Origin of the sequence: Streptomyces lydicus, assembly GCF_004125265.1 — a bacterium.
Classification (GTDB): domain Bacteria; phylum Actinomycetota; class Actinomycetes; order Streptomycetales; family Streptomycetaceae; genus Streptomyces; species Streptomyces lydicus_C.
In genome coordinates this window covers 57,417-69,478 of the sequence record NZ_RDTE01000002.1, presented here as the reverse complement: position 1 = coordinate 69,478, position 12,062 = coordinate 57,417, and the positions used below count along the sequence as shown (strand labels likewise).

Below are 12,062 nucleotides of genomic sequence, written 5' to 3'. Positions count from 1 at the left end.
GGGGGCGTCGTCGAGGGCCAGGGCGCGCAGGGTCACCATGCGGCGGTCAGCTCCTTCGCGGTGGGCCGGGCGGCGGGGTCGGGGGCCAGGCACGCGGTGATGGCGTCCTCGAACTCGGGGAAGGGCCACGGCCGGACGTCGCGCAGCGCGGTGGTGGTGCCCCGGGCGATGGCGGCCAGTTTTTCCAGCCGGTCGAGGTCGTCGTCGTAGGCGACGGGGCGCTGGCCGGTCCAGCACCAGAACAGGGAGGCGCCCAGGCTCCAGATGTCGGCGGAGGGCTGTGCCTGGATGTGGGTGTCGGCCGGGGTGTCGAGGATCTGTGCGGCGAGCTCGGGGGCGGTGGTGTGGGTGAGCGCGCCCCGGTAGGGGACGCGGCGGCCGTCGCCGGGGCCGCAGGCGAGGGCGTAGTCGATAACGGCGGCGTGACCCTCGTGGGTGACCAGGGTGTTGGTCGGCTGGACGTCGGCGTGGGCCCACCCGGCGGCGTGCATGAGTGCGAGGTGCTCCGTGAAGGTGCGGGCGATGCCCGCGAGCCAGAGGCGAACCGAGGCGCGGTCTCCTTCCGGGCCGCGGGCGAGGGCGAGGGCCCGCCACAGGGGCACGCCGTCGATCCAGTTGACGGCAAGCCACCGGCCGCCGTCCCATGTCCCGGCGCTCACTCGGTAGTCGGGGCTGACGGCGCTGGCGGCGGTGAGGCGAAGGAGGTGGTCGTCCTCCTGGGCCATCTCGGCGGCCTTGTCCCGGGCGTTGTCGCCGTCGGGGTTGTTGGCCTTCAGCGCGACGGCACGCTTGGGGCCCTGGAGTTTCCAGGCCCGGGAGCCGCGCCGGTCGCTCAGGACGTGGATGGCGGTGGGCTCGCCGGTCTGGCCGGTGAGGAGGGCGACGGCTTCGCCGGGGGGAGCAGGTGTTGTGCCCATGTGCGGATCTCCGTCCACTCGGTGGGGATGTGCTCGAACACGTCGCGGCCGTCGTCGTCGGCCGCGACGAGCGCGGCGGCTAGGTCGGGGGTCGCGCTCAGGAAGCGTGGGTCGCGGCGACGGACGGCGGCCCTCACGGGGAGGAACGAGGCGGGAGCGGCCGGGATCCGGTCGCCGGCCGCGGTGACTTCCTCTTCTCCCGCGTAGAACTTGCCGAACATCACCCCGACCGGGCCGTAGAGGTTCTTCAGCACCCAGTGCGGCCAGGCGAGCAGGTCACGGTGCCGGGTGTGGGGCACGTCGCCCAGCAGGACGATGTTCTCGCACCGCAGAAGGCCGTGCGGCCGGTTCAGCAAGGGCCGCAGCCACTCCGCAGCCTGGGCGCCCGCGTGGAAGAGCTCCGCCTGGACGGCTTCGGCGTCGCCGTCGGCGCGGTAGACCGTCCAGGACGTCAGACCCCGCTGGAGGGAAGGGTCCAGGTAGGGGCAGTGGGCGGTCATCTGGCTCGTGTAGTCGGTGATGTCCACGGATGTCGGCCGAGTGGTGCTGGCCTCAACGAGGCGCAGCGCCCCGGCGGTGGGCCGGGGCGCTGCGCTGGTGCGGCCGGTGGTCACCGGCGGGCGGTCTCCGGCTGGTCGGGCGCGATGTCGTCGCCGAGGGCGGGGCTGCAGTCCCACTCGGCGACCACGGTGCCGGTCTCCCGGTAGCGGGCGATGGCGCCCTGGTCGACGTTGCCGTCGGCGTCGGTGAACCAGATCTCCGGCAGCGGCCCGTACGCGGCTTCGTAGGCGGCGACCCAGGCGATCGGGCCGTGGCCGTTGTTCGCGACGTGGCGGATGGGCTGGCCGGCGGTCTCCAGGCACAGGGCCTCGTAGCCGGGGGTGCCGAGCAGGTCGTGCCAGGCCGCGTCGACGGCCGGGGAGAACATCTCGGGTGCGGACTGGCCGGTGCGGAAGCGCTGGCCGGTGATGGTCAGGAACCGGCGCAGCTCGGTGGTTGCGGTGCTCACGGTGGTGCCCCTCTCGTGTCGAGTGGTGCGCCCCCGGCTCCGGTTGGGCCGGGGTGTGGTGCTGGTGCGCCGCGCGCCCGGAGGGGTCTGGTCCCGGCCGGGTGCGCGGCAGTTTCAGGGGGCCGTTACGGCCTGGGGTGCGACGCTCGCGAGGCGGTCGAGGCGCTCGTACAGAGCGCGTACGAGCCGGGCCCGGTTCTGGGCGCAGCGCACGGTGCCTTCCGGCGGGACGGACAGGCGGCGGTCGGCTTCCTCGAGGACGACGTCGGCGAGGGCGCGGGCGGCGTGGTCTTCGGGCAGCAGGTCCGCGGCGCGACGGACGTCGGCGGCGACGGCACGGGCGGCGCCGGTGAGCAGCAGGGCGATCTGCTGGAGGTCCGCAGGCGGCAGGCCGGGGTTGCCGGTCCACCCGAGCACGGCTTTGACCAGAGCCTTGTGGAGCTCCCGGTCGAGGGGGAGTTCCGCGTCGAGGCGTCCTTCGGGGTCGTGGAGGACCAGGTGTGTGCTGCTCATCGGGGCCTCGCCGGGTCGGTGGTCGCGGGCGGCACGGTCTTGTTCGTCGGACATCGACCGCATCCCGACGGTAGGGGCGGGCGGGATGCGGTAGGACTGACCGTGAGTACGGGTTTCGGTGCGCAGGGCGACCGGGGAGCAGGCCGGTATGGGCAGGCCCAGGCGAACATCAGCAGGTGTGGTGAGCGGGTTCGTGCTGCGCCTGGTCCGCGAGTCGATGCCACGCACGCAGGCCGCTCTGGCGGAGGTCCTGGGCGTGGACGTGGAGACACTGCAGGGCTGGGAGTCGGGACGGCGCCCGTTGGCGAACATGCGGGCCGGGGCGCTGCTGGAGCTACGCAGGCGGCTGCCGGCGCTTGGTGGGGACGTGGCGCTGGTGCCGTGGCTGGAAGCGGCGATGGACGCGGACCGGATCATCGCGGCCGGGCTGGACGGCGAGGTCGGCGGGCCGCACCCGCTCGCCGGGTGGGTGCACACCCGGAACACCGCGCACATGCTGGCCTGGGCGCTGAACGGGACCGTTCCGCCGGCGCTCGCCGGACGCTTACCCCGGCCCCGGCGCGGTCCGGTCGCCGTCGCGCCGCAGCTGGCGGCCGCGGACCGGGCGCTGTTCTTCGACCACCTGCGGGGCACGACCGAGGCGGCGGCCCAGCAGGGCGAGGGCGGGGTGCTGCTGCACCGCCAGGCGCTCTACCTCTCCTCGTACGACCGGGGGCCGGACGCGGCTGCGTGGACCGCGCACACCCTCCACTGGCGCCGTGACGTGCTGGCCCGGCGGGGCTGGTCGCCGCATTGGGCGGAGGCCCGCTCCACCGCCACCGCGCTCGCCCGCCTCGGAGACCCGCAGCCGCTGCTGGACTTCATCGACCGCGCCCTGGCCGACGACGACACCGCGGAAGCCGCGAACCTCAACTACTGGGCGCTGTGGCTGGGGGCGTTGCCGCTGCCGCAACCGGACGACGCGTTCATGCGGAACCGGGACCTGTCGGGCTGGGATCCGGTGACCCTGCTGCGCGGACTTGCCCGCGGCCTGCACCTCGCACCCGGCTACGTCGATCTGTACGCGCACTCGCTGTGGGCGCTGCTGACCGCGTTCCCGTGGCTGGCGCAGGCCGCCGGTCCGCTGTCCGGGCCGCTGCACGAGCAAGCCGGCCAACTTCTGGACGGGGCAGCGCTGTCGGCGAGATCGCGGCGCGAGCTGGCCCACGTCCATTACGTTTTCGATCACAACCGCTGACACCGGAGGACCGCATGGCCGACGACACCGCCAAGGGCACCGCGAGCTTCATCTCAGAGATGGGCGTGCTCAAGCGCGTCGCACGGACCGGCTGGTGGTTCACCGGCAACAAGGCCCCGGAGTCCGTGGCGGAGCACTCCTTCCGCGTCGGGGTGATCGGCTCGGTGCTCGCCATGATGGAGGGCGCCGACCCGGCCCGGGTCGCGCTGATGTGCCTGTTCCACGACAGCCAGGAGACGCGGGTCGGGGACATCCCGCACATCGGCCGGAGGTACATCAAGGCGGCCCCGAACGGTGAGGTGACCGCCGACCAGGTCGCCAACGCCCACCCGGCCGTCCGCACCGGGGTGCAGAGCGCGGTCGATGAGTACGAGGCCGGCGAAACCCCGGAGGCGGTCGTCGCCCGCGATGCCGACAAGCTCGAATGCCTGGTCCAGGCGGTGGAGTACCGGGAGCAGGGCTACAGCCTCACCCAGAACTGGATCGACACCAGCCTCGCCTCGCTCAAGACGCCGTCCGCGAAGGCCCTTGCGGACGCCGCGCTGAGCATGGACTCGCTCCAGTGGCAGAAGAACTTCCTGCCCTGACCGGTACCCGTCCCGGCGCGGTCCGTGACGCCGGGGCCGGGCCGTCGTTGGACAGCGCGACTCCATAGAGCCGGGCCCCTGGGGTGTCATGGCTGACCCCCCGGGGCCCGTGGTGTGTCCGGCGCCGGGTCAGCTGTCGCTGTCTGTCGGGTCGGTGAGCCAGTTGACGACGTCGGTGTCGGTCATCCAGACCGCCTGGGTCTCGTGGGTGCTGTCCTGCTGGACGACGTGGACGCGGCCCGGCTGCCTGCTCTGCTTCGGAGCGGGTTCGGTAAACGGGGCGAGGCGCTGCCAGGTGCCGGTCGTGACCCGGGCCAGGACAATCGTGGCGAACAACTCGCGGGACGCCTCTCCGAGGGGCATGGAGGAGGGCGTGCCGTCGAGGATGACGTGGACACGGGCCGCGCGTCCGGTCCACAGCGCTTCCTCGAGGGCGGTGACGGCCGGGGACGTGTGCGGGTCGTCCTTATCGCGGAACGTCTTCCAGTAGTGGGTGAGCTGGCGCAGGGTGTGGTGGGCGCTGTCCATCGAGACGATGAGCCGCGGCGCGTCGGCGAACTCGCTGTCGGTCAGGTTGTTGCGGCGCGCCAGTTCGTCGGCGAGGTGGACCAGGGCGTCGTGGATGCCGGCGATGTTGCCGCGGTGGGTCACGGTCGGCAGGGCCTTCGCCCACAGGTGGGAGATCCGCTTGGGGTCGAGGACCAGGGCGTGGGCGCCCTGGTGGAGGAACTGGGCGGTCAGGGAGCGCAGCACGGTGGTGCTGCCGCCGCCGCTGGCGGTGCAGACCAGGACGTGCGGGGATTCGGCGTCCAGGTCGACGGCGATGGCCTGCCCGCTGGTGCTGATGCCGATGAGCGCGGTCCCCTCGGGCAGCGCCTCTATCTGCTCGCGCAGGTCGGGGGCGGAGAAGCTCAGCATCTTCGGGAGGGCGGTCTTCTTCATGGTGCGGTGTTCCTGTTCTGTGTGATGCCTGGTGAGCCGGTTGCTCTCCAGGGCCGGGGTGATCGTGTCGGCGAAAGCGGACAGGTCCGGATCGACGGGCGGCGGGTTGGATTTCCGACCCGCCGCCCGTCGGGGGTCAGTCGAGGTCGGTGGTGCCGGTGGCGGCGCGGGGCCGGTTGCGGGCCCACTTCTTGAGGGCGCCGACGCGGTAGAGGAGTTCGGCGCCGCGCTTGTCGGCCGAGCCGGGGAAGGCCGGGTCGTTGGCGCGGGCGAAGCGCAGCGCGGCCAGGGTGATGCCGGGCAGGTGGTGTTCGGCGGCCTGGCGCAGTCCCACCGCCTGGTCGTCGTCGGCCGGGGCCGGGGCCGCCGGCGGCGCTGTGGTGTCGGCTTCGGGCTCGCCCGGGTCGGCGGCTGGAGCCGGAGTCGGGGTGGGGTTCCAGGTTTCGGCGAGCAGTTCCCCGCTCGCGGGCTGCTCGGGGGCAGGCGTGAGGTCGGGGGCGGTGGTGGACCAGGCGTCGGCGAGGGAGTCGGAGGGCGGCTTGTGCAGCTGCACTGGGCCGGTCTGGTCGGTGGCCGCGGCCTTCTTGCCGGTGGTGGCCCACTGGCGGGCTTCGGCCTCGGTGAAGAAGAGGACCTGCGTCTCCCGCGCGGAGCCGCCGCTGACGACTTGGGCGCGGCCGGGGTGCTTGGTGGACTTCGGCGCGGGGTGGACCTCGGGGGCGAGCATCCGCCAGGCGTTGACGCTGTAGCGGGCGAGGATGCGGGTGGAGAACTGCTCGCGGACCTCCGGGCCGCCGAGGGCGCGGGCGGTGGCGGACTGGGCGACCAGGAGGACGTGCATGCGCAGTTGGCGGCCCATGTAGAGGATCTCGTTGAGCGCGTCGACGGCCGGGGAGACCTTCGGGTCGCCGGACTCGCGGATCCGCTCCCAGTAGCGGGCCAGCTGCTTCATCGTCGCGTTGACCTCCTCGAGGAGGATCAGCAGCCGCGGGCCGATGGCCTTGGGGTCGGCGTCGATGCCCAGTTCGTCGGCGACGCGGGTGCGGCGCCGGCCTTCCATGCCGAGGGCGATGAGTTGGTCGTGGATGTCGGCGATGTCGCGGCAGTAGGTGACACCGTCGATGCCGTTGGCCCACGGGTGGGAGATCCGCTTGGTGTCGAGGACGAACACGAGCGAGCCGTGGTGGAGCATCTGGCAGGCGATGCACCGCAGGGTCACCGACTTGCCGCCCCCCGTGGAGGCGTTGACCAGGATGTGCGGGGACTCCGCGTCCAGGTCGACGGTGACGATCCGCCCTGCGGAGCCGATCCCGATGATGGGCGCGGACTCCTTGGCGGCGGCCACCATCTCGCGCACCTTGGGGTCCTTGAAGGCGGCCTTGGCCGGGGGCTTGCGGGTCTTCTTGACCGTCACGTACGTCTCGCGGCCCGCCAGGTGCCAGGAGAAGGTGACGCCCTCCAGGGCGAGCTTGGTGGCGATGATGTCGGCGACCAGGTCCTTGGAGAAGTCCAGTCGGCCCGGCACGTCCACGCGGATCACCGCGTCGTCCTCGGAGAAGTTGCGCGGGATGTGGAGGTAGCGGCGCGGGTCGGTCTGCTCCGGCAGCCTCAGTGGCAGCGCGAGGGCTTCATGCAGTGGGATCACCCACTCCCGCATCAGCTCCCGGCGCTTGCGGGTGAGCATCAGGTACGCGGCGGTCCCGACGGCCGCGGTCGACGCCGCGGCGATGCCGGTCTGCTCCAGCGCGGCGAGCGCAGGATCCGGGTCGGCCCATATCTCCTGGGCGGTGGCGACGGTGGCGTCCTGGTGAACCCACCCGGCCTGGTAGCCGCCCGCACCGGCGGCGGCCAGCGCGCTGATGCGGAAGGTCAGACGCTTCCACCCGGCGCGGTAGGAGGAACGGGAGACGCGGCCTTCGACCTTCGGCAGGACCCTGGTGCCCGATCGCCAGAACGTCGCGTCGGTCCGCTTCACCCCGTCCATCGGTCGGCCGGACAGGAACCGGCCGATGCCGAACGCGATGGATTCGGCGGTCTCTTCCACCTGCTTGTCGAACTTCGTCTGTGCCATCGGCCGTGCCCTTTCGGTGTGCGTCCCGGCACCTCACGCCTGGAAGCGGACACCGACCGTAAAAGCTCTGGCCTGTGGATAGATTTTGGCGAGCGCGCAGGTCAGGGCGTATCGCCCGAGTCCGGCGTCGGGCTTGGGTGACCTGGTGACGCCGCGTTCGCTGAAGGAGCGCACGTCCCCCACGTGACCGGTCAGGGCCTCGCAACCGTCACGCAGCGAGGCCCTGCCACCACCGGATCGGGTGCGCACCAAATGTCGGGGGCCTGCACTCACCTCTGGTGGCGTCGGCGCTGGCGTGCGGAGCGCCACGGCCGGCCTCCGGGGTACTGCCGTGAACGGCGGCGGACTGGCGGCTTCGGCGACGGGTACAGCGCCGCCCGCAGCCGGGACGCGTCCGCGAGCTGCTGGAGGTGCTCCAGACGCTCCGGCGACAGGTGCGGCAAATCCGGGGCAACCATCAGGGCCTCCGTGTTCAAGGGGTCGGTCCCCCACCCTCGCCCCTCCCGGCCGGCTCCAGGGCCGGGCCGCTGGTCGCATCCCGACAGGTGGCCCGGCGACTTCGCGGTCCGTTCCGCAGGGCGGGCCCGGCAGCGGGACCAGCGCCCCGGAGACGTACACGCCGATGCCCACGGACATCCGGTCCGTGGGCATCGGCGTGTACGGCGGTCAGCTCTCCAGCATGGTCTGAAGGTCGCTCAGCGACAGCTCGTTCGTGCCGCGATCCGCCGCAGGACTCTGCGTCCAGGCGACGATCGCCGGGTGCGCGTCCTCGTACGGGACGCCGACGGCCGTGGTTCCTCCGTCGTTTTTGACGATCTGGGTGAGGTAGGCGGCCAGGGCATGCGGGCCGCCGCCGCTGTAGCCGATGTTGTAACCCAGGCCATGGCGCTGCGGCAGGATCGACAGGAGGCCCTTGTCGGTCCGGGCCCAGAACAGGCCGCGGCCCGTGTGGAAGCGGTCGAAGATGTCGTCGGGGCGTAGTTCGAGCGGGGCGTACGTCTTGTAGCTCCACTGGTCTGTGCCGCCGGTGCCCACGTGCTTGAAGTGCTCGCCCACGACGGGCAGCCCGAACTCGGGGTCGTAGAAGGTCCGGCGGCACACGCAGCCCGATCCGGAGATGGCTGAGGGGCTGTCCTTGTCCTCCGTGACGCACGGGTGGAACAAGGCCGGGATCTTCGTCGGCTCCACGAGCGTGCAGTGCATCGCGTTCGGCTCGCAGCGCACCAGCCTGCTTAGCCACTCTTGAAAGTGAGGTGTCACGGTCTGGGACGCCGCGACGCCCAGCTCGGCGTTCAGCGACGTCGAGGCGATGCCGAGGCGAGCCTCGGTGTAGAGGACGAAGTTCAGGTATTCCTTCGTCGGGTCGGTGAGGTTCAGGTCGACTGGCTCGAAGGTCAACGTGGTGCTCCAATGCGGGCCGTGCTCGGTGGGCGGCGGGGTCAGGAGATGCGGTGGTCGGGGCGCAGGGGCAGGCCGCGGTGCAGGAACTGCTCGGTGTCGGCCGGCTCGAGTCCAAGGGCGCGGGAGACGGCTGTGCCTTCGTCGTCCCGGGCGAAGGCGAGCAGGATCTTGCGGCTGGCGGGATCGGCCATGGCCCGGTGGGCGGCTTCGGCGGTGTGGGCGACGCAGCCGGTGGTGCCGTCTTGGACGATGTCCCGGCGGGTGGTGTCGTCCCAGATGTTGAGCTGGAGGTGGGCGCCCTCGGTGGAGCAGTCCTGTTTGGAGTCCGCACCGAGCACGCACCGCCCGAGCATGGCGGCGTGGGCGTGGCGCTGGAGGTAGACGGCTTTGCCGAGGAGCCGGTCGACTTCCTTCTCCGTGTTCTCCCGTGCCTTCTCGGGGCTGACGAGCGAGGTCTTCGGGTTGTGTGGCTGCATCCGGATTTTCAGCGCCGAAAGGCTGCGGGCGAGGTCGTCGGCGACGCTGAGCAGGCCCACCAGGTTCACGTCGCCGCGCTGCCGGGGCGGGGGCAGTTCGTCGGGGTAGCTGTCGAGCGGTTCCAGCGGTTCGTGCAGGTCGGTCAAGGGTTCCTCCCGTGCCGGGTGCCAACTTCCCGATTCTCGATCCGCCCCGAGACGGGGACAGCGCGAAGGCGGAGATCAGCCATGCGCTGGCCGGTTGCCATCCCCTTCAGTGGTCGCGGCCCGCTCCCCTGCCCTGGTCCGGCCGGGGTGTGTGGTGCTGCCGTTGGTCGGCGGAACTGGCCGTGTCGGTCGGCTGCTCGGGGTGCGGCCGGTCGGCGACGGCGCGGCGGCGGGCATCGGCGTCGCGCTTGTAGGCGGCGAACCGGGCGAGATTCTCCGGCGAGCGCATCCACGTTGCCGGATCGGTCGTGCGGTCCTCCAACTGCTCCGGCATCGCGCCCTGCTGGTGGGCATGGACGGCGGCGGCCTGCTGCGCCGGGGTGAGGGCTGCGTCCCGGTCTGGGTGGTCGACGCCGTGCGGTGCGGTCGCGGTCGGGGCTCCGTCCCGCGCGGGAGCGGGTGCGGTGCGGGTGGCGCGGATCGCGTTCTGCACGGCGAGGCTGGCGACCTGGGCGCGCTCGTACCTGCTCGACTCCCGGGGCGGTCTGCCGTCGGTGCCGGCGATCCACCAGCGCTTGGGCCAGGCGAAGTCGGCGGTGTAGGTGAGCTGGTCCGGCTCCGGGGTCCGGCGGCCGGGCTGGGTAATGGTGAGCTGGCGGGAGTGACGGGTGAGGGCCGCGTCGGCGATGTAGTCGTCCAGGCCGGGCGCGAGAGCGCGGCCGCGCAGCGTCTCCAGCAGGTGCCGGCGCGCTTCGGCCAGGACATGGCGGCGGGCGAAGGTGCGGCGCACGGTGTAGACGACCGCGGCGACGTCGACGGCGGCGAGCGCGGTGTCCACTAGCGGGCCCACCCGGGCCCGGATCGCTGCACCGGCCGCCCGGCAGCGTTGAAGGAGTCCGTCGACCAGGTCCTGCCCGAAGCGCAGGATCGCGGACGCGCGCCACCACGCGCGCAGCTGGTGGAGCGGGCGCGGGGTCTTCTTCTCCGGGCGGGTGTTCTGCGCCGCCCACCACCCGAGGCCGTTATGGCCGCGCTCGCCGGGTAGCCGCCCGTGCTTGGCCGCGTACTTGTCGGTGATGCCTTCCAGCGCGTCCTCGATCCGCTGGCGGCGGGTAGAGGACCAGGCGATCAGCTCGGAGTCGACCCCGGCTATCTCCATCACCGGGCGCAGGCCCGGCGTCACCTCGCGGGGCACGGTCGCCAGCCCCAGTTCCTCGCACACCTCGGTCGTCATCGTGAGGGTGTAGAGCGTCCCGGCGGCCACGACGTGCTGGTAGAGGCGGCGGGTATCGAGCGCGCTCCAGGTTCCGTCGGGGCGCTGCGCCCGGTTGAGGAGCAGGCAGTGGTCATGGAGTAGCGGGAAGCCGTCCCGGTTGTCGAAGTGCCTGAAGGAAGCGACCACCAGGGCCGGGGCCTTTGCACGTTTCCGGCCGGACGCCCACCGGGTCTGCACGACCTCATCCTCCAGCCAGCCGAGGGTCACGGCGACGGCTCGCTCGTGCGCCCGCTCGATGATCCGGCGCGTCCTGTCGTCTCCAAGGGCCCACAACACGATCAGGGATGCCTGAGGCCGGAACACGAAGTCGATCGCGAGCAGCGGGTTCTTGATGTCCTCGATCGGCTTCCCGAGGACGGTGGCCAGCCGCGCCGTGGCCGGGTCGGCACCGTCCTCCAGGAGCTCGCGCTCGATGCGGTCGGCGTCCGGGTGCCGGCCCATCCCGAACAGCAGCTCCGCCTGCCGCTCCGTCACCGTCTGCCCGGCAGCGAGCCCGAGCGCGGGCAAGCCACGGCCCATCCACACCCCGGGCGGGAGCCCGGCTTCGCCCTGGGCATCCGTCAGAGGCTTGCGGGCCGGACGAACCCCGTCGCCCACGGCCACACCCCGCAGGTAGTACCGCCAGGCGTTCCCGGGCTGGACCTTCGCAACGCTCAACATACCCACAGGGGACACCGGCTCTGACCTGCAAAAAAGCGCAATCCCGTGGGGCGGGAGGGTTCATCGGAACTTCACGCCCGATCCCGCACGACGGGCGCCGGCAGCCACGTCGCGCCCGCCCTACGGGCACCGTCTTTCGCTCCCTGCGCCCCTACAGAGGGCCATGCAAATGCTGCGCGGCGACCAGCCACCCACGCCTCACACACCCCAACAACCGACAGCTGGCTTTGTTCACGAGTAGTGCCGCCAGTTGTTCATGGGATTGGGAGGCACCCAGATCCATGGTCGGGTGATGTTCACGAGTTTCGACGGCACTGGGGTACTTGCCAGGGCCACATCGGGGTGCTCCTGGCGAAAGGTCCTGGTCATGTCATACCGCGGATGTTTCGTAGGTGGAGCTGTACGCGGCGATCCGGCATGATCACCGCACAGGTATAAAAATGCGCGAGTTTGAGCGCAAGTACAACGTGTCGTGGAGGATGGTCAGGAAGGCCTGATGACTATCGGGGGGCGGACGACCGTCCGATGTGACCTGCAGCCCGGCGGCCACCATATGTAGCCCTTGAAGTTCTCTGTTCCGCCGGTGGTGGTGGCCGAGTCGCCGGCCGAGTAACGGGTGACGATCCTTAGCCTGCATCGCACGTCCGGCGCCGAGCTCGACGATGTCATCGCAGCTTTCTCTGTTGGAGTCACAGCATTCGCTGTTTGAGGTGTTGCCTCCACGCTCATCACGCCTGCCGTTCCGAGGAGCGCCGCGGCTAGGCCGTACAAGCCCATCGCGCGGGGTCGCTTCCAAAAGCCCGTCGCCATGATGCCCCCTTCGGCG

The 12,062-nt window shown here is 71.6% G+C and carries 11 protein-coding genes; 2 read left to right on the top strand and 9 right to left on the bottom strand.

Annotated elements, in window-relative coordinates; translation table 11 throughout:
• Positions 1–32: 32 nt before the first annotated feature.
• From D9V36_RS02845 to D9V36_RS02830, 4 genes are all read right to left on the bottom strand, one after another.
• On the bottom strand, positions 33–917 hold the full coding sequence (locus D9V36_RS02845; protein ID WP_129292341.1) for a protein kinase domain-containing protein: 885 nt from the start codon (positions 915–917) through the stop codon (positions 33–35).
• Positions 833–1,531, bottom strand: a complete 699-nt coding sequence (locus tag D9V36_RS02840) for a DUF6875 domain-containing protein (protein WP_129292340.1) — start codon at positions 1,529–1,531, stop codon at positions 833–835. Before D9V36_RS02840 ends, D9V36_RS02845 begins: the two co-directional genes overlap by 85 nt.
• Positions 1,528–1,926, bottom strand: coding sequence for a hypothetical protein (locus tag D9V36_RS02835; RefSeq protein WP_129292339.1), 399 nt, complete (start codon positions 1,924–1,926; stop codon positions 1,528–1,530). The genes D9V36_RS02840 and D9V36_RS02835 overlap by 4 nt, the downstream gene beginning before the upstream one ends.
• 114 nt (positions 1,927–2,040) lie before the next feature.
• Positions 2,041–2,439, bottom strand: a complete 399-nt coding sequence (locus D9V36_RS02830) for a DUF6415 family natural product biosynthesis protein (protein ID WP_206739583.1) — start codon at positions 2,437–2,439, stop codon at positions 2,041–2,043.
• A gap of 181 nt (positions 2,440–2,620) precedes the next feature.
• Between D9V36_RS02830 and D9V36_RS42530 the strand changes: the two genes are divergently transcribed.
• Both D9V36_RS42530 and D9V36_RS02820 read left to right on the top strand, forming a co-directional pair.
• Positions 2,621–3,676 carry a helix-turn-helix domain-containing protein gene (locus D9V36_RS42530; protein ID WP_277753376.1) on the top strand — a complete coding sequence of 352 codons (1,056 nt, stop codon included), beginning with the start codon at positions 2,621–2,623 and terminating at the stop codon, positions 3,674–3,676.
• A 14-nt stretch (positions 3,677–3,690) separates the two neighbouring features.
• A complete protein-coding gene (locus D9V36_RS02820; RefSeq protein ID WP_129292337.1) occupies positions 3,691–4,263 on the top strand; it encodes an HD domain-containing protein in 573 nt (190 codons plus the stop codon).
• Between the two features lie 129 nt (positions 4,264–4,392).
• Here the strand turns inward: D9V36_RS02820 and D9V36_RS02815 are convergent, their stop codons facing one another.
• The 5 genes from D9V36_RS02815 to mobF form a co-directional block, all read right to left on the bottom strand.
• A complete protein-coding gene (locus D9V36_RS02815; RefSeq protein WP_129292336.1) occupies positions 4,393–5,205 on the bottom strand; it encodes a hypothetical protein in 813 nt (270 codons plus the stop codon).
• 136 nt (positions 5,206–5,341) lie between these two features.
• On the bottom strand, positions 5,342–7,276 hold the full coding sequence (locus tag D9V36_RS41715) for a pRL2-11 (RefSeq protein ID WP_129292335.1): 1,935 nt from the start codon (positions 7,274–7,276) through the stop codon (positions 5,342–5,344).
• Between the two features lie 666 nt (positions 7,277–7,942).
• Positions 7,943–8,674 carry a hypothetical protein gene (locus D9V36_RS02800; protein WP_241720666.1) on the bottom strand — a complete coding sequence of 244 codons (732 nt, stop codon included), beginning with the start codon at positions 8,672–8,674 and terminating at the stop codon, positions 7,943–7,945.
• Positions 8,675–8,715: 41 nt separating this feature from the next.
• Entirely contained in the window at positions 8,716–9,300 is a 585-nt protein-coding gene (locus tag D9V36_RS02795) for a hypothetical protein (protein ID WP_129292333.1), read from the bottom strand.
• A gap of 106 nt (positions 9,301–9,406) precedes the next feature.
• Positions 9,407–11,236 carry a MobF family relaxase gene (gene mobF, locus D9V36_RS02790; RefSeq protein WP_129292332.1) on the bottom strand — a complete coding sequence of 610 codons (1,830 nt, stop codon included), beginning with the start codon at positions 11,234–11,236 and terminating at the stop codon, positions 9,407–9,409.
• Positions 11,237–12,062: the final 826 nt, after the last annotated feature.

Bases quoted from the DNA above. Each gene is read 5' to 3' on its own strand.
- D9V36_RS02815 (WP_129292336.1), bottom strand. From the start codon at position 5,205: ATGAAGAAGACCGCCCTCCCGAAGATGCTGAGCTTCTCCGCCCCCGAC.
- D9V36_RS02845 (WP_129292341.1), bottom strand. From the start codon at position 917: ATGGGCACAACACCTGCTCCCCCCGGCGAAGCCGTCGCCCTCCTCACC.
- D9V36_RS41715 (WP_129292335.1), bottom strand. From the start codon at position 7,276: ATGGCACAGACGAAGTTCGACAAGCAGGTGGAAGAGACCGCCGAATCC.
- D9V36_RS02820 (WP_129292337.1), top strand. From the start codon at position 3,691: ATGGCCGACGACACCGCCAAGGGCACCGCGAGCTTCATCTCAGAGATG.
- D9V36_RS02830 (WP_206739583.1), bottom strand. From the start codon at position 2,439: ATGAGCAGCACACACCTGGTCCTCCACGACCCCGAAGGACGCCTCGAC.
- mobF (WP_129292332.1), bottom strand. From the start codon at position 11,236: ATGTTGAGCGTTGCGAAGGTCCAGCCCGGGAACGCCTGGCGGTACTAC.